This is a genomic window from Lactobacillus sp. WILCCON 0059 (genome assembly GCF_057197985.1).
Map to the genome: position 1 here is coordinate 183,696 of NZ_JBUBHN010000001.1, position 22,107 is coordinate 205,802.

A 22,107-nucleotide genomic window follows, 5' to 3' on the forward strand; every position below is an offset into this window, starting at 1 on the left:
ATTTTTTACAGAATTGGTGATAAAAGGCGGGAGAAGTTCTGCAAGGCGTGCAGCCAGCGGGACTGCTTCTTGATTATTTCCGGCGTCAGAAGGGTTGACTGCTCCATGTCCTTTTCAAACTGGTCGGACATCTCCTTGTTGAAGGCCCGGTCGTAAACGAAGACATTGTCTTCAAAATTGAGGTCATAAGACCGGTAGTCCTGGTTGACGCTGCCGACAGTCGCGTACTTGTCGTCGACGATGATGGTCTTGGCGTGCATGAAGCCGTTGTTGTAGGTGTAGACCTTGACCCCGATCTTGACCAGTTGGTTGGCGTACCATTGGGTTGCCCGGTAGATGAAGGGGTGGTCCGGCATGCAGGGGATCATGATCCTCAGATCAACCCCTGAGCTGGCCAGGATCTGCCAGGCGGCAATCATGGCTTCGTCCGGAATCAAGTAAGGGGTCTGGATCCAGACCCGCTTTCTGGCCAGCATCATCAAGCGGACCAGGCCGTTTCTCATGTATGGCTCGTCATTGTCGGGACCGTCGGAAACAACCTGGACAGCCATATCGCCTTTAGAGATGTCGTTTTCATCCAAATCGGGGAAGAGCTTCTCGTCAAAGCTGATCAGTTCTTCTTCCCGGACGGCGGAAGCGTTCCAGTCCATCACGAATCTTTCCTGCAAAAGCAGGGAGGCTGACCCGACCAGGCGGAGGTGGGTGTCCCGCCAGTAGCCGAATTTTTTCTTCCGGCCCAAGTACTGGTCGCCGACGTTGAAGCCCCCGGTCCAGGAGGTAACCCCGTCGATGACCACGATCTTCCGGTGGAGGTGGTAGTTGATCCGGTTCCGGGAAATCATGTTCCTTGAAGTGATGAAGGGCAAAACGTCCCCGCCGGCGTCAACCAGCTGCTTGAACCAGCTCTTGGAGGCCCCGAATGACCCCCAGGCGTCGTAGAGGACCCGGACCTGGACGCCCTCTTGGGCTTTCTGGATCAAAAGCTTGAGGAATTCGTTGCCGATGGCGTCGTTATAGATGGTGTAGTATTCAACGTTGATGCTGGATTTTGCTTGTCTGATGTCGGCAAAAAGGTCCCGGAACTTGGCATGCCCGTCAGTGTAAAGCTTAAGCTTGTTGTTTTTGGTGATGGGGGACTCTTGGTCCTTGTCCAGGTACTTGATCAAGATGTGGGCGCTAGGGGAGGTGTCATTTTGGTCAATTTTAGCCGGGGCCTCGGTGATCATTTTTTGCACGTTGGAGAGGCCGATGTGCTTTTGCCGGTTGATGGCAAAAAGGTTTTCCTGGGAAATCCCCCGGCCGACGAAGCCGTAGATGATGAAGCCAACAACCGGCAGGATGATCAAGACGATCAGCCAGGCCCAGGAGGTGGCGACCGACCGTTTTCTGTGGAAGACGGTCCAGAGGGCCAGGATGGCGTTGGCGAAGAAGATGATGTGCCAAATATCGATCCAAGAGATGGCAGTCACTTTTAAAGTCCTTTCTTGATTTTGTCTAAGCCTAAAAAACGGTCCAGGATGCCGATGACGAAGGGCTCGTCATGCATCTGCGAGTGCTCGGCATTGTCGCCGCGGACCTCGACTTCCTGGTAGTAGACCGCGTCCGGGGCCAGGATATAGCGGATGCTTTTGGCGGAAACCACGGAGATGAAGCGGTCGGAATTGGTCGTGTCCAAGACGTTGCCGTAGATGTTCAAAACCCGGATGCTGGGGCTGAAGTCCCGCCGGTGGCGGAGCATATAGGAATAGTGCGGGGTCATTACGCTGGGCCGGCCATTTTCAGTCAAGCGGTTGACATTGGGGATGTCGCCTAAATACATGACACCGTTGAAGGGGCCGGCGATCAAAGCGCAGCTGGCCAGGTGGGGGAAGTTTTTCCGCTTGGCATAGCGCATTTCCGTAGCGACCACGCAAGGCGAGCCCAAAGAATGGGCCACGGCGCTGTAGCGGGTAAAGCCGTATTTTTTGCTCAGAAAAGGCAGGATGAAGCTGAGGTAGTAGTTGATGGCCTGGTAGCCGGCAATCCGGTCCTTGAAGGCCAGCTGGATGATTGGCTGCTTGTCACCAGTGTAGCAGCCAGTCAGCTTGATCCGGCCAGTCAAGTCAGCTTCTACTTTCAAGAAGCGGGAGTCGCCCTTTTGCTTGAGGGCATCTTCAACCATCACCTTAGTGGTGTAGTCCCCGCCGCGGAAGCCGTGGACGTAGATGATCGGAACCTGGTCAGAGCCGCTTGCCTGGTTTTCAGCCAGGTCGCTGACCCGCTTGCCCCGCAGCTTCAGCAAGATCCGGCAAGGCGGAAAGGTCGCCAGGATGCCCAAGAAGAACATCATGGCCAGGGAGTGGTCCCGGGGGTCGGGATTTTTGCCGCGCTTTTTTTCAGTTTCTTCAGCATACTTTTTGGAATTAAAAAAGAGCACAGTTGTCCCGCCTTTCTCTGATACAATTGCTTTGTAAACATCATACCATTTTAGCAGAAGAGAGGGAGCAGATGAAATTTTACGTTGTTAAAAAAGGCTACCGGCCAGGAATCTACCACAGTTGGCCGGAGGCAGAGGAACAGGTCAAGGGCTTTTCCGGGGCGGAATACAAGTCCTTCAGCAATATGATGGAGGCCCTGGACTACCTGCAGATGGACCCGGAAGACTCGCTCAAGGCCCTGCAGGGGGCTGAGGACGACCTGCAGGCCGCTATTTCCCGGGTCAGACAGGGCGGAAGGCAAAATAAACAAGCTGAAAATAAGAGCAAAAAAGAATTTACGTCAGCTTCTAAGTACGTCGCCCATATTTTTACCGACGGGGGCTGCCGGAACAACGGGACCCACAAGGGCGGGCACGTACAGGCAGACGACAAGGCAGCCTGGGCTTATTTGATCGAATATGGCGGCCAGAAATTGTCCGCCAGCGGCGGTCGCTTTGGGGCCACCAACAACGAAATGGAAATGACTGCTTTTTTGGAAAGCTTGAAGAAGCTGGAAGAACTGGGCTTAAATAACCAGCCCCTCTTGTTCTCTTTAGACTCCCAGTATGTCATCAAGGCCGTCAGCGACACAGAGCAAGGCCTGGCCTGGATCAAGAGCTGGCAGAGACGGGGCTGGAAGAAGGCAGATGGGTCGGCAGTTGCCAACCGCGAGCTCTGGCAGGAAATCGCCGGGGAAATGGCCAAGTTTGCCCAGCCTGAATTTGAATGGGTCAAGGGGCACGCCAACAGTGCCGGCAACAACTTTGTCGACGGTCTGCTCAACAAGTACATGGACCAGATGTAAGGCAGAGACAGAAAAAGCCCGCGCTTGGCGCGGGCTTTTTGCATGAATATTTTAATTTTTAGATATTGTCCAACTTTTATTGCTTCATTACTTGCCAAAACTGGAGAAGAGACTGGTAAAGAAGTTGACGATGGCGTCCCAGAGCTTCTGCAGGGCGTTGCGGTTTTCGCTGGTATTCAGTTTGGCGAAGATCCCCTTGGCGCTCTTCTGGATAGCGCTCATGGCCTGGCTGGCCTGCTGCTTGAAGGAAGAGGAGTTGAGGGCACCAGAGTCGCGGATTTCAACCAGGATGTTGACGATCTGCTGCTTCTGTTCGTTGGTGATCACGTTGGTCAGATTGTTGTTTTTGATCTGGTTGTTGACGATCGTAACGATCTGGCTTTTGGTGATGTTTGAGCCTTTTTGGGCCATTTCCTTCTTGGCCCCGGCCACGGCATTGTTGAGCTGGGCGTCGGAGTAGCCGTCCTTGCCCTTGTTTTCCTTGGTGATGCCGCTTAAGGTGTTCAATTCGTCCTGGGCCGCGGTGATCTGCTTCTGGTTCAGCTTCTCCCCGCTCTTGGCGTAGGCCTTGTAGATCCCAGCCAGGGCGCCGGAACCGTCGATCGGGGTCGCGGAAGTGACGTAGATGTTGGCGTCAGTGATCCCGGCCGTTACTGCCGCGTTTCTGTACTGGTTGGCGGTAATGGTAGTGATGTTGTTTTGCCCGTTGTAGTTGAGGATGCGGACGTTGATCCCGCTGCCGGAGCTGGTTTTTTCAATGGCAGCGCTGGACCAGACTCCTGAAGAAGAGGTAAAGGAGCTGCCGGACGGGTTCAGGTAGGTAACCAGGTCGCTGCCCGTTACCGTCAAGGTGTTGTAGCTGCTGGAGTCGCTGAGGGCGCCTTTTAAAACGTCCAGGGTGCCTTGCTTTTGGCTTTCAGTTAATGACGTCCCCAGGGTAATGACCGGGGTGGTGTCTTCGGCGGCAGAGACCCTGCCAGCCGCTAGGCCCAGGCCCAGGAAGAGGGCGCAGGCTGTAATGATTTTCTTGATTTTCATGTTCATTTTGCTAAGTCTCCTTGTTTTTTGTTTTCATGCTCCGCCTATAATTATACTAGAGTTTGTTTTGGGGATATCTCTCTTAGCAAAAATTTAAGCAAGCCCGGGCCAGCGGCAGATTCGCGGCGAAGATGATATAATGTAAAGGATAGATTTGGAGAGGGGGATGCGGCTTTGCCAGCAAATGCCGACTTGAAGCTGACAGTCATCATGACTGTCTACAACCAAGAGAAATACCTGGCTCGGGCCTTGGACTATTTGCTTGAGCAGAAGAACCAGCAGTTCAAGCTGCTGGTCATTGACGATGGCTCGACTGATTCGACGGCGGAAATCGCGGCCAGCTACCAGGACCGCTTCCAGTATTTTGACCTGGTCAGCAAGGCTAATGAAGGGGTAGCTGCCGCCCGGAACCTGGGCCTGGACATGGTCGACACGCCGTACTTTATTTTTCATGATGGAGACGACTGGGTTGAGCCGGACTACACTGACTACTTCATCAAGGCTTTTGACCGCCACCCGGATGATGACATGGTGACCTGCGGCTACTACGTCGATCAAGCAGGGGAGCCGTCCGTGCCGATTACTAAGCCAGTTGAAGGTGAATTGACCCGGCTTGAGGCTGTTTTAAAGGTCTTGGGCAGTGCCCACTCGCCGGTGAAGGGCTATACCTGGAACAAGTGCTACAAGACCCAGCTGGTCCGCCGCCTGCACCTGCGCTTTAACGAAGACTTGGACCTAATGGAAGACCAGGTTTTCAATATTGACTATCTCATGCAGACTGAAGGCTGCTACTACAGCTCCGTGCCGCTTTACCATTACTGGCAAAGGGCCGACAGCGCGGTTCATACAGTCAGCTGGGATCACTTCTGGAGCATCGTGGGGGCCAACATTTCGATCTACAAGAGCATTTTTTCCCACTTGTGGAAGAAGCTCCTCAGCAAGCGGCCGCAGACTTCGGAATACCAAGGCAGTTATGTAAGGGAAAGGATCAAAGATGATCATCAAAGTTAATGGAGTCGATCTTTACTACCAAAAGCTCGGTCAGGGCCACCCCCTGATCCTGCTGCACGGCCACCACTTGGACGGGGGGATGTACAGCAAGGTGATTGCTCCTTTGTCACTGTACTACACGGTCTATACCCTGGACATGCGGGGGCACGGCTTAAGTGGCGGCGACGGGGCTGAACACTACCAGACCGAAGTTGAAGACCTGGCCGTCTTCATCAAAGAGCTTGGTTTGGAGCAGCCATACGTCTTTGGCTACGACTCCGGCGGTTTAGTGACCTTGATGCTGGCCAGCCAGCAGCCCGATATTTTGGGCAAGGCGATCGTGGCCGGGGTCTTCATTGATGGCCGGGGAATCCACAAGTACCACTATCTGACTGAAGGTGTCCGGCGTTTTCTCCGCTTTGACCGCGACAGCCGGGTGGAACTTACTGAATCTTATATGGAGCCGGAAAGCCTGGAGCAGATCAAGATTCCCGTTCTCTGCGTGGTCGGGGAAAACGACTGGGTCAAAGTCGAACATGTCCGCTGGTACAGCAGCTTGATTCCAAACGGCCGCCTGGCCTTGATGCCGCGGCAGACCCATGATTCCTACGTGGTGGACAGCTTGAAGATTTTGGACCTGATCAAAGATTTTTGCAAGGAATAATGAGAAAACGGCCGATCAAAGCCGAACCTTTGCTATAATGTTACTGTAGATACAATAGATTCAATTAATGAGAGTGTTTCTAAGGGGCTCATGATGACATCAATTACAAAAGAAGAAATTCATAAGCTGCTCAACCCGATGAAGCTGATCGGGCTCGGCGGCAATCCGCAATTGAACGAAAAGGTAGCCAGCACGCTGGGCGTTCCTTTGATCGAAACGACGGTTCACCACTTCAGCGATGGTGAAATCCAGGTCAACATCGCGGAAAGCGTCCGGGGCTGCGACGTCTTCGTCATCCAGTCAATTCAAGATCCGGTCAATGAAAACTTCATGGAACTGGAAATCGTCCTGGATGCCCTCCACCGGGCTTCAGCCCACACGGTCAACTGCGTGATTCCGTACCTGGCCTACTCTCGCTCTGACACCAAGACCCGGTCCCGGGAACCAATCACGGCCAAGCTGATTGCCAACCTGCTCCAGCTGACCGGGATCGACCGGGTATTGACCATCGACTTGCACGCTTCTCAAATCCAGGGCTTCTACAACGTGCCGGTTGACCACCTGCACGCGATGCCGCTTTTGGGCCAGTACTTCCTGGACAACGGGATCGCGGCCAAGGATGACGACGACGTGGTCGTTGTTTCACCAGACCACAGCGGCACTAAGTTGGCCCGGGTCTTCGGCCAGTACTTCAACGCGCCGATCGCCATCGTTGACCAGCGCGGGGCCCGCTACGATGACAGCGTCCACGACATGATCGGTGACGTCAAGGGCAAGAAGTGCATCATCGTTGACGACTTGATCGACACTGGCACCCGCCTGGCTTCATCAACCCGGTCAGTCTTCGCTGCCGGCGCGACCAAGGTCTACGCGGCTGCCACCCACGCCTTGCTGTCACAAGACGCGATCAAGATCTTGAACGGCTTGCCGCTGGAACAAATCGTGGTTACGGATACCATCAAGCATGAAAAGTATCCTGACCGGATGGTCCGGATCTCAGTTGACCGCCTCCTGGCCAAGGGGATTGACCATATTTACAACGATCGCTCAATTCACGACATTTTTGATGAACAAAACCGCTTCACCAAAGACTAAGGCGCGATCAAACGGGAGACCGCTAGCGGTCTCCTTTTTTGTTTATGTTGATTTTTCTCTTATTTTGCTCTTGTTTTTTAGATTATTTTTGGGAATGTGACTGAAGAAAGCGGGAAAAATAACAGATTTGGGTAAAATCAAGCGTTATCGCTGTGATTAGGCAAGGAAATCTTGCTATAATTTTATTAACTTTACAGAGAGGATGAGATGATCGATGGCAAGAAGAAAGAACATGCAGAGAAGGCGGGAGATTTTGGACAACACCTTCCGCTTGATCAGAGCCAATGGCTTTGACCATGTTTCCCTGCAGATGATCGCGGAGAACTCGGGTATTTCCAAGTCCCTGCTGCAGTCCTACTACCCACACAAGGCAAGATTGATGACAGATATCGTCAGAAACCTGTTCAACACCATGTGGGACCAGGTAGAAGCAAACTATCACGTGCCCAAGAAGAACCCCTTTGCCCGGGTGGATGCTTTGATCTACACGATCGCGACTTTGGGGATGACGGACAAGGGCTTGGACCGGGTAATTACGGAGGCCTTTACTGACCAGACTTCTTTGGACAACTGGAGCCGGATGCTGGATGAGTGGATGAAGTCCCACCATGCTTTTTCTGAATACAGCAACTACCAGGAAATCCGGACCGGGATTGTCTTTATCGTTACGGGGGTCGGCCGTTTGTACCGGGACCGGGAAAAGCACGGTCTTAACGCGACCCAGCTGGCCGACTACTCAACCAGTTCCCTGATGTACAGCTTTTTGCACGCGGATCCGGAAGAAATTACGGCCGTGCTGGAAGAAGGTCACGGAATCATTGACGACAGCAACATCGGTGAGGTCCACAACGAGATCGACACTATGTTTGACGAAGGCAAGGAAATTTACAGTTAGGAGCGAGCGCATGGCAGAAAGTTCCGGAACGCGCAGACGAAGGAACAACTATGAAATCGCGGACAACGCGTTAGAATACAAGCGTCCCTTGGCCTTTATAGCTTTCTTATTGCTCAGCTTATTGCTGGCCACGGGAACTTTTCTGAATCCTGCTTTCATGAAGGAAACCATCAAGACCGACAGCAATACGGTTGTGGTCAGTCAGCAGGTCAACAGCCACTTTAACCGCCTGGCCACGATCGTCAACGGGTCCAGCGATGAAAAGAACCTGATCTCTGACGACCAGGCCAGAGAAGTTGCCGACTTGATCATTGACTACAAGTACGGCTGGCACTTTATCCATACCAGCAATCTTGATCTGGCCAAGGATATCAAGGCCGTGATCTTGAAGAAGGAGCAGACGGACACCGACCAGGTGACCGCCATCCGCAAGAAGCTGAAGAAGCAGAGCAATTCTTCAGTCTATATTGTCAGCAACGCCTTTGACCTGGCCACGGTCATGCTGGAGGCCAACTTGATCACGATCATCCGGATCGTCAACCTGCTGGTGATTCTGCTTTGCCTGGTGGCATTAGTCTCGATTTTGCGGGAGGCTTTCGCCAGTCACACCAAGCGGGCAGTGATTCACGACATGACAGCCGGGCTGATGTGGACCGCCTTTTGGTTCATCCTGGTTTACGGGATCTTGGCCATGGTGCCGATCTTTATGGATACCTCGGTGATTACCGTGGCCGACCTGGGCTACTGGCTGGAAATCGCCAGCGGGGTCTTCCTGGACTTCGTGATCGCCGGCGTCATTTTATATGTTGTCAGCGCCATTCCATGGCAGGCAACTTCAAATTAACATAGCAAAAAGGCAAAGCCAGCGGCTTTGCCTTTTTAGTTTGCTATTTACTCTATTTGAGAATGGTGATCTGCTTGCCTTTGGCGGCGATGTAGCCATCCTTTTTTAATTTGGAGAACTCCCGGCTGAGAGTTTCGGGGGTGATGCCCAGCAGGCTGGCCAGGTCTTTCTTCTTTAGGGGCAGGGTGAAGGTGCTTGATCCGGCTTCATCAGCGTAGTCTTTAAGACTGGCGTAGAGGCGGGGGCCAGCTTCCAGGCTGTTGCGGCGCATGGCGTTCTTCTGGGCACTGACCAGGCGCTTGCCGAACTCGTTTAAGAGGTGCAAGGACAGCTCTGGTGACTTGAGCAGAAGGTCCTGGAAGTCGGAATAGTTGATGGAGCAGGCCGTGCTGTCTTCCAGGGCTTCGATGAAGAGGTCGTCGTTTTCCGTGTCAAAGAGGTTTTCTTCCCCGTTGATGTCGCCCTTTTGCATTAGGCTGAGGACCTGCTCATGGCCGTCGGGGCTGAGGCTGTAGACCTTGGCCCGGCCTGAGTCCAGGGACATGACCGATAAGCGGCCATCGCCCGGGGCATGGATCAAGCTCCCTTTTTTAAAAAACTGCTGGTGGGTCGAAATGTGAACCAAGTCCTGGCGCAGGTCCAGGGGGAGGTTCTTGAAAATCGGCACGTGGCTGATGCAATTTAACTCGTCGTGTTGCTGCATAGTTGTCTGTTTTGCTTTAATTTATACACTTACTTGTTTACTTCTTCTTACTGGATTTTTTAGCAGATTTCTTACTGGTCTTTTTAGCTTTAGACTTGGATTTCTTGCTAGATTTTTTAGATTTAGCCTTAGGCTTAGATTTCTTACCAGACTTTTTCGTGGACTTTTTACTAGACTTCTTGCTGGATTTCTTAGTAGTCTTCTTAGCCTTGCTGGTCTTCTTGACCGCCTTGGCATTGGTGATCTTCTTGCTCTTGACGGTGGAGATCTTCTTGCCGACCTTGTAGAGGTACTTGGCCAGGCCCTTGTTTTGCAGATCCTGCTGGCTGACCTTGTTCTTGCTTTGGGTGCTGGAAGAGGAGACCTTGCTGGAATAAGTCTGGCTGCTGCTCTGCTTGAAGAGCTTGAAGCTGTAAGTAGCCAGGTTACCGGCTCTGACCGTATATTTGTGGCCGGCTGTCAGCTGCAGCTTGCTTGGGTAGTAGGTGATCACGGTCTGGAAGTTGCCGAAGCCGTATTCGCTGTAGTTGGCTACCTGGCTGGCCGTGACTGTCTTACCGGTATCATCGTCAGTAACGGTGATCTTTGGCGTTGAGGTCACGATCTTGTTTGAGAAGTACAAAGACCAGGCGATGTTTTGTCCATTTAAAAGCTCCAGGGGGAAGACCCCGGCGTTTGGATAGGCCACCATTTCCCGGCTGGCAGTTCTTGAGCTGTCGCCTACGTTCAAAACCTGATTGACTGAGTAGCGGTAGCCATTGGTCCCGTAGGCTGCCCCAACTGAGATCTTGCTGAGGCGGGTGGACAAAAGCCAAGCCCGGTGGCCGGTGTCAGAACCTGACAGGTTGTAGCGGTCGGTCAAGAGGTCGGTCACGACATCCCCGGCTGTCTGCGGGCTGGCATTGAAGTTAAGGTTGGCCGAGTTGGAAATATCCTGGGCCAAAAGCCAGTTCTTTTTTGAAATGTAGCTTGGCCGCTTCTCGTTTGGCAGCCCGTGCTGGTTGACGAACGGGTTGGCATTGATGGCGGCCATGACGGCGGCTGTCGTCTGGGCATTCTTGTTGCCCTGGCTGGTCGTCTTGACGGCGGTTAAGCCGAAGAGGTCACGGTAGTAGTTGATGTAGGCGACTTGCTCGTTGATGTAGCTGGTCTTTAAGCTGCCCGCCTTGAACTTCTTCTTCAAGGAAGGCTTGCTGGCATAGATATTCTGCTGGGTGTAGACGGCCTTGCTCAAGGCCTGGTATTCTCTTTGAAAACGAAGCACCTCTGCCTGTTCCTGCGGCGTGAATTCCGCTGCCTGGACAGTCGTAGGCCCCACTGCCAAAAAGATTGTCGGCAGCAAAAACAGTACTGGTTTATGACGCATCTTCATCAACCCCTTTCTAGTTTATATTATAGCTGATTTTTTTCTTTTTTCGCCATTAAGCGCTTTCGCTAAAAAAGCTTAAAATTTGCCGGGAAAGTGCGCCAAAAGCCCGAGTTTTCGGTATAATACAGAGTTGATAAAAGGAGACGAAACAATGACGAAAAAAACACAAGTTGGTTTGATTTTTGGTGGGAACTCCTCCGAATACGAAGTTTCAATCACTTCAGCCGGCAACATCTACAAGGCAATCGACAAGGACAAGTTTGACGTGCACCCGATCTGGATCACGAACTCCGGCTATGTGGCCAGTGAAGCTGATTCATACAAGGTCCTGGAAGAGCCAGACTACATGGTGGAAAAGACCGATAAGACGGCCAACCTTTCCAACTTGATCGAGCTGGCTTCCCGGCCGGAACTGGACGTGCTTTTCCCAATCGTCCACGGCAACCTGGGCGAAGACGGGGTTCTGCAAGGCCTCTTCCGCCTGATCGACAAGCCTTTCGTCGGGGTCGACGTTTTGGCGGCAGCCGTAACCATGGACAAGGAATTCACCAAGATCCTGGCCCAAAGAGCCGGCGTGCCGGTAGCCAAGTGGGTATCCATCAAGCGCTACGAATACGAAGACGCCAAGAACCAAAAGCTCAGCTACGACTGGGTCAGCGGCCAGCTGGGCACCAGCAACCTCTTCGTCAAGCCGTCCAACCAGGGTTCTTCCGTCGGCATCACCCACGTAGTTGACGACAGCAATTACGCTGAAGCTTTGGCTGAAGCCTTCAAGTACGATGACAAGGTTTTGGTTGAAGAAGGGATCGTCGGCACTGAAGTTGAAACTGCCGTTTTGGGCAATGACCACCCGGTAGTTTCCGGGGTCGGCCGGATCATCAACGCCGATAACACTTGGTACAGCTACGAAAACAAGTACAGCGAAGAATCAACCACGACCCTGCAGATCCCAGCCCAGATCCCGGCAGAAACCGCGGAAAAGGTCCGGGAAAACGCCTTGAAGATCTACCAGATCACTGAATGCAGCGGCATGGCCCGGGTTGACTCCATGCTTAGAGAAAGCGACGGGGAAGTCATCTTCAACGAATTGAACGCCCTGCCAGGCTTTACCAACATCAGCATGTACCCGAAGCTGTTTGAAGAAGCTGGGATTTCTTACCCAGACTTGATCACCCGCTTGATCAAGCTGGCTGAAGAGCGCTACGCCCACAAGAAGACCCTCCTGCACAAGCACGACTAAGGGAAAAGTTCTTTGAAAATTTAGTTTTTTGCGAAAGAAAGTCAGAACATGAGTGAGATAAGTGAGCAGATGAAGACCAGTGAAGCCGCCCAGGCCCTTGGGGTCAGCGAAAACACCCTGCGCAAGTATTCGCAGGCGGTGGAAAAGGCCACATCACCCGCTTACTTTCCCCGGGTCAAGAATGCCCGCCGCTACCGGCCAGCAGACTTGGAAAAGCTGAAGCAAATGCAGGACCTGGTCAAGAAGGGCCAGAAGGTCGACCAAGCTGCCCGGGAACTTTTTGCCAGCGAAAAGAAAGAAGAGCCGGTAAAAACCGCCAGGGAAGACCAGCTGGAAGCCGCCCTGGCCGCTAAGGACCAGGAAATTGCCGAGCTGAAAGAGCAGCTGGCCCAGCTGAAAGCGGATAAGGCAGAAAAAACTGCTGAAGAGCAGGCAGCCGACGATGTCCTGGACCTGCCCGATTTTGATGACGGCTTTTTGGAAGAAGAGCCAGTCACCCCGGAACAAAAAAGGGCCCAGGTCGTGGCTGACATGGCCAAGAGCGACCAGGAAGTCCACCGGGAACTGCTCAGCCGGGCCCAGGAGAACGCGGCCAAAGGGGCACCAACTTACCGGACCCTGGCCGACATGCAGCTGGCGCCTAAGAAGACTCCCTGGTGGAAGAAAATTTTTAAATAATGGCGCAAATTGCTAAATTAAGCTTAAATATTAAGGGGGACCGCGAAAGCGGTCCTTTTTTTGCACTAAAATAAAAAGTGCTGAAAACTAAAACAAAAAACAGAAAGGCAAACGCGAAGAGGATGGAAACGAAAAAGCAGCGCTTCTTGGCCGCCCTGGTTCTGCTGGCCGTGGGTCTGGGCCTGGCCGCGCTGACCTATTTTAAGACGACTGGCTACAAGAACCCAGTGGCGGTGATCACGGACACGAAGATCAAGGAACGGCTGCTGAAAAAAGAAACTGATATTTACGGCAACAAGGATGAAGAACGCCGGCAGTACCTCCATGTCCAGGTCTTAACCGGCAAGTACAAGGGGCAGACCTTTGAAACGGTCAATACCTACTATCCTTCCCAGCTGGTCACCCAGAAGTACCGGGCCGGCGAGCGGGTCTTCGTGACTGTAACCGACGGCAGCCTGGCCTTGGTTTCGCCGAAAAGAGACTGGATTCTGGTCATGACCTTGGCCATTACTTTGTCCTTGATGGTGGCCGTGGTCGGCCGGCGGAGCTGGCACTTGATCGTCTCCATGGCCATCAGCTGGATCCTGTTTTACTGCTTGATTCTCTGGGACGTGGCAGTCAACGGGGCCGGGATCATCTGGATGTTCTCTGTGGCTGATATCGTCTTCTCCTTCTTCAGCCTGGCGATCGTGCAGGGGATTAATAAAAAGATGTTGGTCACCTGGCTGGCGACCTTGCTCGGGGTCTTCGTCTCTTTTGCTCTCTGTTACGCCGTTATTAAACTGACCGGGGAGACCTACCTCAACTATGAAATGGGCGACTACGCTACCCAGGACACGCGGGGGATCTTCATGGCCCAGGCCCTGCTGGGGGTACTTGGGGCAGTGATGGACGAGGCAACGGACATTGTTTCCAGCCTGTATGAATTGATCCAGCACAAGCCCGATATCACCGTCAAGGAGCTTTTGGCCAGCGGACGGACGATGGGGCAGGAGATCATGGGACCCTTGATCAACGTCTTGGTTTTGATCTTCATTTCTGAAGCCCTGCCTGAAAGCATCCTGTACTTCCGGGACAACAATACTATCGGGACGACTTTTAACTTCACCATGTCCTTGGGGGCAACGCAGAGCGCGGTTTCAGCGATCGGGATCGTTTTGACCATCGTTTTTGCCAGCCTCTGCAGCCTTCTCTTTTTAAAAAAGCCGGAGAAAGGAGGTAAGCAATAATGAGCAGCCTTGGTGCTTTAATCATTGTTTTGGCCATCTTGATGACCGTCATCGGCGGGGAGACCGGGATCCGCAGCTTCTTCAGCGTATTGATCAACAGCCTCTTGCTGGTCCTGGTGGCCATGCTCATCTCCTGGGGCTTGAGCATCCCCGTTATCACCGCGATCTTCGTGCCCCTCAAGCTGGTCACGATCATCTTCCTGGGCACCCATGACTATACCGTGGCCAAAAATTCCTTCTATGCCTCTTTGATCGTCCTAGGCTTGGTCAGCGTTTTGATCTTAGGCATCCAATATCTGGCGCAAGCCGCCGGTCTGGGGCCGGAAGCCGGGGAAATTCTCTTGGGCCACTCCCAGATGCCGGGGATCAGCTACGGGCAGATCGCCGTTACCGTGGCCATTTTCTCAGCCCTTGGGGCGGTGGCGGAAGCTGCCGTATCGATGAGCTCGGGGATTTTGGAATTGAAGAAGGCCAAGCCGGAGATTACGGAAGAACAGCTGATGAAGAGCGGGGCAGCGATTGGCTACGACGTTTTGGGCACGGCCATGAACACCATCATCTACGGGATGTTTGGCAGTTTTTTGTCCCTCTTTTTATGGTATTACCGCCTGCACTATTCCTTTAGTGAGGTGATTAATGATAAACTTTTTGTAAATGAAGCACTGATTATCATGTATTCTCTGCTCGGTGTGCTGCTGACGGTTCCTTTGGCGACTTTTTTGCTGGCCAAGGGAATGAGCCGGCAAAGTGAGGCAAAAAATGGAAACGAAAAAACTAGAGATCAAGAACTTTAACGGCCGGACCTACCAGCTGCAGACCTATACGGTCAAAAGCAGCCATGCTCCCTTAAACAAGCTCCGCCCCCTGGCTATCGTGGTGCCGGGCGGCTCCTTCACCCACCTGTCAGTCAAGGAAGGTGAGCCGGTGGCTCTGGCCTATGTCAGCCGGGGCTTCAACGCCTGCGTGGTCAGCTACAATCTTTTGCAGGATGAAGGCAAGATCTACCCTGACGCCGGCCTGGACGTCCTCAGCACGGTCAGCTACTACCGCGAACGCGCGGCTGAATACCAGATTGACCCAGACAAGATCATGACCATCGGCTTTTCTGCCGGCGGCCATATCGTCAGCGCGGCCAACTACCTGGCTGACGAAGCTGAATACCAGGAAAAGTATGGCTATAAGGGGGACCAGGTCCGGCCAAATGCCACGATTCTGGGTTATCCTTTGACTGATGTCCACAAGGTGGCCTTTGAAATTGGCGGCCGGGCTGACGGGGCCTTGCCGGATGACCCGAAGTTGATCGACACGGCCTTGGGGGTAACTCCCAAGACGCCGCCGACTTTCATCTTTCAGTCCTGGAATGACCCGATCTGCCTGCCAACCAATGCCATGGCCTACGAGGAAGCCTTGTTCAAAAACAAGGTCAAGTGCGAGGCACACATGTTTGACATCGGCTATCACGGCTACTCCTTGGCCACGCCGGAACTGTCCACGGAAGACATCTTTTGGCAGGGCAATCCCCACACGGCCCGCTGGTTTAAATTGAGCCTGGAGTGGCTGGACCATCTTTTCTCCGGGATCAACTATGACGAAAACAAGGACAAGCTGACCCAGCTTTACCAATAGCACGATAATGTATTTATGAGAGCTGCCCTGGCAGCTCTTTTTCATTTGGTTAGCGGTAACTGCTTGCATCCGCGCCTGTTTTTCCTATACTAAACTTGTAGAAAAATGACAGCGCTTCAGCTGAATTTAGATGAGAGTTTGAGGAAATAAAATGACAACAGAAAAGCAAGAACCATGGTGGAAGCAGGCCGTGATTTACCAGATTTATCCCAAGTCCTTCCAGGACACTAACGGTGACGGGGTCGGCGACTTGCAGGGGATCATCAAGCGGCTGGACTATCTGCAAGGATTGGGCATCGATGCTATCTGGCTCTGCCCGGTCTACAAGTCACCAGGCGTTGACAATGGCTATGACATCGCCGACTACGAAGCGATTGATCCTAAGTACGGAAGCATGGCGGACATGGAGGAATTAATCAGTGAGGCCAAGAAGCGGGGGATCCGGATCGTGATGGACCTGGTGGTCAACCACACTTCTGACCAGCACCCTTGGTTTATTGAAGCCCGGAAAAATCCATCCTCCCCGGAACACGACTACTATGTCTGGGCGGACAAGGCCAATGAGCTCAAGTCGGCTTTTTCCGGCAGCGCCTGGGAATATGACGGCCAGGTCGGCCAGTACTACCTCCACCTTTTTGCCAAAGAGCAGCCGGATTTGAACTGGAAGAACCCGGCCCTGCGGCAGAAGGTCTACGACTTGATGAACTTCTGGATCGACAAGGGGATCGGGGGCTTCCGGATGGACGTAATCGAACTGATCGGCAAGGTGCCAGAAGAAGAGATCACCGCCAACGGCCCTAAGCTGCACGACTACCTGCAGGAGATGCACCGGAAGACTTTTGGCGACCGGGACTTTTTGACGGTCGGGGAAACCTGGGGGGCAACTTTGGCCAACGCTCCCCTTTACAGCGACCCGGACAGAAAAGAGCTGTCCATGGTCTTCCAGTTTGAATTCACGGAACTGGACAAGCAGGCCGGCAAGGAAAAGTGGGACACCAAGCCCCTTAATTACGGCGATTTGAAGAATGTCTTGGCCAAGTGGCAAAAGCTGGACTTCAACCACAGCTGGAACAGCCTCTTTTGGAACAACCACGACCTGCCGCGGATCGTGTCCCGCTTCGGCAATGACCAGCAGTACCGTGAGCGCAGCGCCAAGATGCTGGCACTGCTCCTGCACGGCTTGCGGGGGACACCTTACATTTACCAGGGCGAGGAAATCGGGATGACCAACTGCCCGGTTTCTGCTATCGACGAGGTAGAAGACATCGAAGCTCGGCGGATGTATCAAGAGCGGCTGGCAGAGGGCTGGAAGAAGGAGGACCTGATCAAGGCCATCAATGCTCGCGGCCGGGACAATGCCCGGACCCCAATGCAGTGGGATGATTCAAGCTCGGCCGGCTTTACCAGTGGCCGGCCTTGGCTGGCGGTCAACCCCAACTACCAGAAAATAAACGTTCAAAATGCAGTGAATGATCCTGATTCAATTTATTATTTCTATAAGAAGCTGATTGCCCTCCGCCACCAGGAGCGGATCTTGACCGATGGGTCCTTTGAACTTTTGGACACGGCAGATGGCGTCATGGCCTACCACCGGGAAAACGCCGAAGACAAGTGGCTGCTGGTCTGCAACTTGACTGGCGAGGAGCAGGAAGTCTCCTTGCCGGATAAGGTCAAGGAAGTCCTCCTGGCCAACGTTCCCGTTCCGGAAGACCTGTCCAAGTCTCTGTTACCTCCTTACGCGGCCTTTCTTTGCCGGGTGGAAAAATAAGTCATTTATCTGATTAGTTGAATAGATAATCTAATTTTTTGAAAGCGAATTTTTAAACTTACAAAAAATATACTATTTTGTGTTAGAATCTAGCGTAGGAAGTGAAGAAGGAAAAAGTTAGACTATGAATCCTTGATGGGAGGAAATTTGCTTGAAGAGAACCGCTACTTTAGAAGATGTGGCTCGCAAGGCCCACGTGTCGAAAATGACCGTTTCAAGGGTGATCAACCACCCCGAACTGGTCGCCCCGGAATTGCAGGTGGTCGTTGAAGACGCCATGCACAAGTTGAACTACCACCCCAACAACGCTGCCCGGGCCCTGGCCAAGAACCAGACCAGCGTGGTGAAGTTCGTGATTTTGGAAGACATTGATGAGACTGACCCCTACTTTACCAATGTCTTGTTTGGCATGGCGACGGAATTGAAGAAGAAGAATTATTCCCTCCAGCTGCTCTTGAAGGGGAGCCAGCTGGACCAGGGGGCAGCCGACGGCTACGTGATCACCGGGGCCAGAACCAGTGACTACAGCATGCTCAATGAGCTCAAGCAGCCCTTTGTTTTGTTTGGCGAGAACCGGGGCGGCTATGACTTCGTTGACACCAACAACCTGGCCGGCGAGACCATGGCGACCAAGTATGCCTTGAAGGCCGGCTACCGGAACGTGGTCTTTATCGGCATTGACGTCCGCGAGGCCTTTGAATTTTCCAGAGAAGCCGGCTATGTCAACACCATGCAGCAAAACAAGAAGATTCCCAGTGTCTTCCGGGTGGAAAACAGCTCAGCCGCGGCCCGCGAATTTATCCAGGAACACTTGGGCGAATTTCCCAAGAACACCTGCTTTGCCTGCGCCAGCGACCGGATTGCCATGGGGGTCATCCAGGCCCTGGTAGAGGCAGAAGCAAAGATTCCGGAAGACTTTGGCGTAATCGGCTATGACGGGGTCCTTTTAGACCGGGTGTCATCGCCGACGATCACGACTGTCAAGCAGAACCTGTGGCTGATTGGCGAGAAGCTGGCGGAACTCATTTTAAGAAAAATTTCCCAAAATGGCGCTCCGCAAGGGGAGGTCTTTATCGAACCAAGCTTGAGCGAGGCCGAATCAACCAAATAGTGACTGAAGCATCCTTAGGGATGCTTTTTTCATTGCCTTTTGTTACCGATAACAGACAGGCTATGCTTGTAAGCGCTACAACAAATTTGGTTAAATTTTTACTGGAGGAAAAAGAAACATGACTAAGCAGGATGCATGGCAAAAGAATGCCATTATTTACCAGATTTACCCGAAATCATTTCAAGACAGCAACGGCGACGGCATCGGCGACTTAAACGGCGTCCGCCAGCGGATTCCCTACTTAAAGCAGCTGGGCATCACCGCTGTCTGGCTCAACCCGATCTACCAGTCACCGGGCGTCGACAATGGCTATGACGTCAGCGACTACTACAAGATCGACCCGGTCATGGGGACCATGGCAGACTTTGAAGCGCTGGTCACCGACCTGCACCAGGCCGGGATCAAGCTGATCATGGACTTTGTTTTAAACCACACTTCTGATCAGCATCCATGGTTTAAGGCCGCGGTTAGTGATCCGGCCAGCCCTTACCGGGACTACTACATTTTTGCCGGTAAAGACGGGATCCGGCCAAACAACTGGGGCAGCTTCTTTGGCGGCAGCTGCTGGGCAGCTGACCCGGCCGGAACGGGCCAGTCCTACTTCCACCTTTTTGCCAAGGAAATGCCAGATCTTAACTGGAAGAATCCGGCTGTCCGCGAGGAAATGTTCAAGGCGGCTGAGTTCTGGCTCAAGAAGGGGGTCGACGGCCTGCGCCTGGATGCCTTCATCCACATCGCCAAGGCTGACCTGCGCCAGTCCTACCCAAGTGAGGACGACAAGCCGGTCATCGCGGAAGACTTTTTCGCCAACCGGCCGGAAGTGCAGGAATGGCTGGCTCCTTTCTGTGCTCGCCTGCGGGAAGAATTTCCTAATCTCCTGCTTTTGGGGGAAGCGGCCAGCGCCAGCATCAACCTGGCGGCCGACTACACCGACCCTCAGCGGAATTTGATGGACTCAGTCATTACCTTCCGCTACTTTACGGAAAAAGAAGATTCCGTCAACCCCGACTTCAGCGGCCAATACCAGCCAAAAGAGTTTGACTGGCTGGCCTTCAAGCAAAACCAGACCGTCTGGCAGCAGACTTTGTCGGCCGCGCCAACCTTGTACTGGAGCAACCATGACATGGCCCGCCTGGCGACCCGGATCGCCACGACTCCGGTTCAGCAGCGGTCTTTGGCCATGGCCATGTACCTGGAGCGGGGGATCCCGGTGATTTACTACGGAGAAGAATTAGGCCTGCACAACCTGGAATTTGACAATGTAGAGCAGTTTGCTGATGAAACGGTGGCTGACTTTGTCAAGGAAGCTGGCGAAGCCGGAGTCGATGAAAAAGCGGCTCTGGAAATGGCCAGCCAGACCCATAAATTGCCGGCCCGGGGACCAATGCCTTGGGACGACAGCCAGTATGGCGGCTTTAGCACTGCCAAGCCTTGGCTGACTGGCAGAAGCCGGGACAAGGTCAGCGTGGCCAGCGAAGATGCTGACCCATCCAGCATGCTCAACTTCTACCGGCAGCTGCTGAAATTGAAGCAAACGCCTTTGTTTACCAAGGGCAGCTACTACCTGCTGGATACCAAAGCAGACCTCCTGGTCTACCAGCGGGATTTAGGGGATGACCGGGCTTTAGTGGTCGTTTCCCTCAGCGCCAAGAAGGAGCACTTGACCCTGCCAGAAGAGATGACTTCCGTCTTGACGGCTGGCAGCATCAACCTGCAAGGCAAGGAACTGACCTTGATGCCTTTTGCCGGGGCAGTTTTGCAAAAGAAAAAATAAGCAATAAAGCAAGAAGCAAATAATAAACGTGATGATGATTTTTTAGCGAGGAAACAAAAATGCAAACAGCAGCAGTTAGACACAGACCTGAAAGCGAAGATTGCTACCTGGTGACGACGGAGACCATGAAGCTGCGCCTGCACACGGGCCGCGACGTCAAGGCAGTCTACGTCCACTATTGTGACGTTCACGAACCCTTGACCAACTTGAAGAAGCAGGCCATGGACCTGGCCGGACGCGGCCAAGTAAACGACTACTGGGAAACGGAAGTGACTTTGCCTTTGCACCGGGCCCAGTATGTCTTTGAAATTCACGGCGAAGATGGCGAGGAATGGGTTTACGGCGACCGTGGCTTTAGAAAGAACGAAAAGGAAAGCTACGAGGACCCGAACAACTACTTCAAGCTCCCTTACTTCCATGCAGTCGACATGACCAAGAGCCCGGACTGGGTCAAGGAGACAGTTTGGTACCAGATCTTCCCGGAACGCTTTGCCAACGGGGACAAGAGCAATGACCCAGAGGGCGTCAAGGCTTGGAATCCAAGCGACCACCCAGGCCGGGAAGACTACTACGGCGGTGACCTGCAAGGGGTGCTGGACCACTTGGACTACTTGCAAGAATTGGGGATCAACGGCCTGTACTTCTGCCCGATCTTCAAGGCCAGCTCCAACCACAAGTACGACACGATTGACTACCTGGAAATCGACCCGGACTTTGGGGACAAGCAGCTTTTTGCCCGCTTGGTCAACGAAGCCCACGCCCGGGGGATGAAGGTCATGCTGGATGCGGTCTTTAACCACATGGGCGACTCCTCCATGCAGTGGCAGGATGTTGTCAAAAATGGGCCGGAATCCCGCTTTGCCAGCTGGTTCCACATCAACCGTTTCCCGGTTGAACCATATGACCCGGCCGACCCAAGCTATGAGACTTTTGCCTTTGAAAAGCATATGCCGAAATTGAACACCGCCGACCCGGAAGTCGTGGACTACCTTTTGACGATCGCGACCTACTGGGTCAAGGAATTCGACATCGATGCCTGGCGGCTTGACGTGGCTGACGAAGTTGACCACCAATTCTGGAAGAAGTTCAAGGCAGCTGTTACGGCCATCAAGCCTGACTTCTACGTCCTGGGCGAATCCTGGCACTCCAGCCAATCCTGGCTGAATGGGGATGAATTCTCCGGTACCATGAACTACCCATTCACTGGCCAGATTGCCGACCACTTCCTCAAGGGGACGCAAGATGCCAAGACCATGACTGAACTCTTGACTGACCAGCTCTTCCTCTACAGAGAGCAGAGCAACTCAGCCATGCTGAACGTTTTGGACTCACACGACACTGCCCGGATCAAGACGGTGGCCGGTGAAGATGAAGACAAGGCCCTGCAGGCTTTGGCCTTCACCTTCATTCAAACCGGTTCTCCATGCATCTACTACGGGACGGAAATGGGCATGAGCGGGGACAATGACCCTGACTGCCGCAAGCCAATGGACTGGAGCCAAAAGGGCAGTCCGGTCTGGCAGGCAGTTCAGGCGATCATCGCCTTCCGCCGCCAGCACTGGGAAAGCCTGAGCAAGGGGCAGACCTGGCTGGAAGTTGCCGAAAACGGTTTAATTCACGTCAAGCGGACCGGCAAGGAAACTATCGAAGGCTGGTTCAACACGACCGGCCAAGCTGTCAGCCTAAGCGCGAAAGCCGCTTTGAGCCGGGGCTTGGAAGCTGGCCAGCTGGCTGACAAGGGCTATGTTCTGAGTGTGAAATAGAAGCTGTTAACGGTAACATAAAAATAAAGCTTGTTAGCGTTTGCATATTAGCTGATAAT

20 protein-coding genes are annotated in these 22,107 nt (G+C 53.2%); 15 read left to right on the forward strand and 5 right to left on the reverse strand.

Annotation, left to right across the window (positions count from 1 at the left end; all coding sequences use genetic code 11):
* Positions 1-5: 5 nt before the first annotated feature.
* Together cls and ACYVUT_RS00915 are read right to left on the reverse strand one after the other, a co-directional pair.
* Positions 6-1,469, reverse strand: a complete 1,464-nt coding sequence (gene cls / locus ACYVUT_RS00910) for a cardiolipin synthase (RefSeq protein ID WP_484499676.1) — start codon at positions 1,467-1,469, stop codon at positions 6-8.
* A 2-nt stretch (positions 1,470-1,471) separates the two neighbouring features.
* Positions 1,472-2,416 carry an alpha/beta hydrolase gene (locus ACYVUT_RS00915; RefSeq protein WP_484499677.1) on the reverse strand — a complete coding sequence of 315 codons (945 nt, stop codon included), beginning with the start codon at positions 2,414-2,416 and terminating at the stop codon, positions 1,472-1,474.
* 71 nt (positions 2,417-2,487) lie between these two features.
* Here ACYVUT_RS00915 and ACYVUT_RS00920 point away from each other — a divergent pair, with 71 nt between their 5' ends.
* A complete protein-coding gene (locus ACYVUT_RS00920; RefSeq protein WP_484501362.1) occupies positions 2,488-3,261 on the forward strand; it encodes a ribonuclease H family protein in 774 nt (257 codons plus the stop codon).
* An 87-nt stretch (positions 3,262-3,348) separates the two neighbouring features.
* Here the strand turns inward: ACYVUT_RS00920 and ACYVUT_RS00925 are convergent, their stop codons facing one another.
* Positions 3,349-4,305 carry a DUF1002 domain-containing protein gene (locus ACYVUT_RS00925; protein WP_484501363.1) on the reverse strand — a complete coding sequence of 319 codons (957 nt, stop codon included), beginning with the start codon at positions 4,303-4,305 and terminating at the stop codon, positions 3,349-3,351.
* Positions 4,306-4,509: 204 nt separating this feature from the next.
* Here ACYVUT_RS00925 and ACYVUT_RS00930 point away from each other — a divergent pair, with 204 nt between their 5' ends.
* The 5 genes from ACYVUT_RS00930 to ACYVUT_RS00950 all read left to right on the forward strand — a co-directional run bounded on the left by ACYVUT_RS00930 (position 4,510) and on the right by ACYVUT_RS00950 (position 8,787).
* On the forward strand, positions 4,510-5,310 hold the full coding sequence (locus ACYVUT_RS00930) for a glycosyltransferase family 2 protein (protein WP_439776162.1): 801 nt from the start codon (positions 4,510-4,512) through the stop codon (positions 5,308-5,310).
* Positions 5,294-5,953: an alpha/beta fold hydrolase gene (locus ACYVUT_RS00935; protein WP_439776119.1), complete on the forward strand. Its 660-nt coding sequence runs from the start codon at positions 5,294-5,296 to the stop codon at positions 5,951-5,953. The genes ACYVUT_RS00930 and ACYVUT_RS00935 overlap by 17 nt, the downstream gene beginning before the upstream one ends.
* 102 nt (positions 5,954-6,055) lie before the next feature.
* Positions 6,056-7,048 (forward strand): ribose-phosphate diphosphokinase, encoded by a 993-nt coding sequence (locus ACYVUT_RS00940; RefSeq protein WP_484500878.1) that lies wholly within the window; start codon positions 6,056-6,058, stop codon positions 7,046-7,048.
* 214 nt (positions 7,049-7,262) lie between these two features.
* Positions 7,263-7,943 (forward strand): TetR/AcrR family transcriptional regulator, encoded by a 681-nt coding sequence (locus ACYVUT_RS00945; protein WP_484501364.1) that lies wholly within the window; start codon positions 7,263-7,265, stop codon positions 7,941-7,943.
* Between the two features lie 10 nt (positions 7,944-7,953).
* The gene (locus tag ACYVUT_RS00950; RefSeq protein WP_484499681.1) at positions 7,954-8,787 is read left to right on the forward strand and encodes a hypothetical protein; all 834 of its coding nucleotides are present in this window, start codon (positions 7,954-7,956) and stop codon (positions 8,785-8,787) included.
* Between the two features lie 52 nt (positions 8,788-8,839).
* Here the strand turns inward: ACYVUT_RS00950 and ACYVUT_RS00955 are convergent, their stop codons facing one another.
* Together ACYVUT_RS00955 and ACYVUT_RS00960 are read right to left on the reverse strand one after the other, a co-directional pair.
* A complete protein-coding gene (locus ACYVUT_RS00955) occupies positions 8,840-9,490 on the reverse strand; it encodes a Crp/Fnr family transcriptional regulator (protein WP_439776115.1) in 651 nt (216 codons plus the stop codon).
* A 37-nt stretch (positions 9,491-9,527) separates the two neighbouring features.
* Entirely contained in the window at positions 9,528-10,862 is a 1,335-nt protein-coding gene (locus ACYVUT_RS00960; protein ID WP_484499682.1) for a CAP domain-containing protein, read from the reverse strand.
* A gap of 148 nt (positions 10,863-11,010) precedes the next feature.
* Between ACYVUT_RS00960 and ACYVUT_RS00965 the strand changes: the two genes are divergently transcribed.
* The 9 genes from ACYVUT_RS00965 to ACYVUT_RS01005 all read left to right on the forward strand — a co-directional run bounded on the left by ACYVUT_RS00965 (position 11,011) and on the right by ACYVUT_RS01005 (position 22,048).
* Positions 11,011-12,099 carry a D-alanine--D-alanine ligase family protein gene (locus ACYVUT_RS00965; protein ID WP_484499683.1) on the forward strand — a complete coding sequence of 363 codons (1,089 nt, stop codon included), beginning with the start codon at positions 11,011-11,013 and terminating at the stop codon, positions 12,097-12,099.
* Positions 12,100-12,147: 48 nt separating this feature from the next.
* Entirely contained in the window at positions 12,148-12,777 is a 630-nt protein-coding gene (locus ACYVUT_RS00970) for a helix-turn-helix domain-containing protein (RefSeq protein ID WP_484499684.1), read from the forward strand.
* 122 nt (positions 12,778-12,899) lie between these two features.
* Positions 12,900-14,006, forward strand: a complete 1,107-nt coding sequence (locus ACYVUT_RS00975) for a YibE/F family protein (protein WP_484499685.1) — start codon at positions 12,900-12,902, stop codon at positions 14,004-14,006.
* Positions 14,006-14,800: a YibE/F family protein gene (locus ACYVUT_RS00980; RefSeq protein ID WP_439776110.1), complete on the forward strand. Its 795-nt coding sequence runs from the start codon at positions 14,006-14,008 to the stop codon at positions 14,798-14,800. The genes ACYVUT_RS00975 and ACYVUT_RS00980 overlap by 1 nt, the downstream gene beginning before the upstream one ends.
* Positions 14,766-15,632, forward strand: coding sequence for an alpha/beta hydrolase (locus ACYVUT_RS00985; RefSeq protein ID WP_484499686.1), 867 nt, complete (start codon positions 14,766-14,768; stop codon positions 15,630-15,632). The genes ACYVUT_RS00980 and ACYVUT_RS00985 overlap by 35 nt, the downstream gene beginning before the upstream one ends.
* Before the next feature lie 151 nt (positions 15,633-15,783).
* A complete protein-coding gene (locus ACYVUT_RS00990) occupies positions 15,784-17,400 on the forward strand; it encodes an alpha-glucosidase (RefSeq protein ID WP_484499687.1) in 1,617 nt (538 codons plus the stop codon).
* 151 nt (positions 17,401-17,551) lie between these two features.
* Positions 17,552-18,511: a LacI family DNA-binding transcriptional regulator gene (locus tag ACYVUT_RS00995; protein ID WP_439776107.1), complete on the forward strand. Its 960-nt coding sequence runs from the start codon at positions 17,552-17,554 to the stop codon at positions 18,509-18,511.
* Positions 18,512-18,629: 118 nt separating this feature from the next.
* Positions 18,630-20,285, forward strand: a complete 1,656-nt coding sequence (locus ACYVUT_RS01000) for an alpha-glucosidase (RefSeq protein WP_484501365.1) — start codon at positions 18,630-18,632, stop codon at positions 20,283-20,285.
* A gap of 59 nt (positions 20,286-20,344) precedes the next feature.
* Positions 20,345-22,048: a glycoside hydrolase family 13 protein gene (locus ACYVUT_RS01005; protein WP_484501366.1), complete on the forward strand. Its 1,704-nt coding sequence runs from the start codon at positions 20,345-20,347 to the stop codon at positions 22,046-22,048.
* Positions 22,049-22,107: the final 59 nt, after the last annotated feature.

Excerpts from the sequence above, each read along its gene's own strand:
- ACYVUT_RS00920 (WP_484501362.1), top strand. The coding sequence starts at position 2,488 with ATGAAATTTTACGTTGTTAAAAAAGGCTACCGGCCAGGAATCTACCAC.
- ACYVUT_RS00925 (WP_484501363.1), bottom strand. The coding sequence starts at position 4,305 with ATGAACATGAAAATCAAGAAAATCATTACAGCCTGCGCCCTCTTCCTG.
- ACYVUT_RS00930 (WP_439776162.1), top strand. The coding sequence starts at position 4,510 with ATGACTGTCTACAACCAAGAGAAATACCTGGCTCGGGCCTTGGACTAT.
- ACYVUT_RS00935 (WP_439776119.1), top strand. The coding sequence starts at position 5,294 with ATGATCATCAAAGTTAATGGAGTCGATCTTTACTACCAAAAGCTCGGT.
- ACYVUT_RS00945 (WP_484501364.1), top strand. The coding sequence starts at position 7,263 with ATGGCAAGAAGAAAGAACATGCAGAGAAGGCGGGAGATTTTGGACAAC.
- ACYVUT_RS00950 (WP_484499681.1), top strand. The coding sequence starts at position 7,954 with ATGGCAGAAAGTTCCGGAACGCGCAGACGAAGGAACAACTATGAAATC.
- ACYVUT_RS00955 (WP_439776115.1), bottom strand. The coding sequence starts at position 9,490 with ATGCAGCAACACGACGAGTTAAATTGCATCAGCCACGTGCCGATTTTC.
- ACYVUT_RS00960 (WP_484499682.1), bottom strand. The coding sequence starts at position 10,862 with ATGAAGATGCGTCATAAACCAGTACTGTTTTTGCTGCCGACAATCTTT.
- ACYVUT_RS00965 (WP_484499683.1), top strand. The coding sequence starts at position 11,011 with ATGACGAAAAAAACACAAGTTGGTTTGATTTTTGGTGGGAACTCCTCC.
- ACYVUT_RS00970 (WP_484499684.1), top strand. The coding sequence starts at position 12,148 with ATGAGTGAGATAAGTGAGCAGATGAAGACCAGTGAAGCCGCCCAGGCC.
- ACYVUT_RS00975 (WP_484499685.1), top strand. The coding sequence starts at position 12,900 with ATGGAAACGAAAAAGCAGCGCTTCTTGGCCGCCCTGGTTCTGCTGGCC.
- ACYVUT_RS00980 (WP_439776110.1), top strand. The coding sequence starts at position 14,006 with ATGAGCAGCCTTGGTGCTTTAATCATTGTTTTGGCCATCTTGATGACC.
- ACYVUT_RS00985 (WP_484499686.1), top strand. The coding sequence starts at position 14,766 with ATGGAAACGAAAAAACTAGAGATCAAGAACTTTAACGGCCGGACCTAC.
- ACYVUT_RS00990 (WP_484499687.1), top strand. The coding sequence starts at position 15,784 with ATGACAACAGAAAAGCAAGAACCATGGTGGAAGCAGGCCGTGATTTAC.
- ACYVUT_RS01000 (WP_484501365.1), top strand. The coding sequence starts at position 18,630 with ATGACTAAGCAGGATGCATGGCAAAAGAATGCCATTATTTACCAGATT.
- ACYVUT_RS01005 (WP_484501366.1), top strand. The coding sequence starts at position 20,345 with ATGCAAACAGCAGCAGTTAGACACAGACCTGAAAGCGAAGATTGCTAC.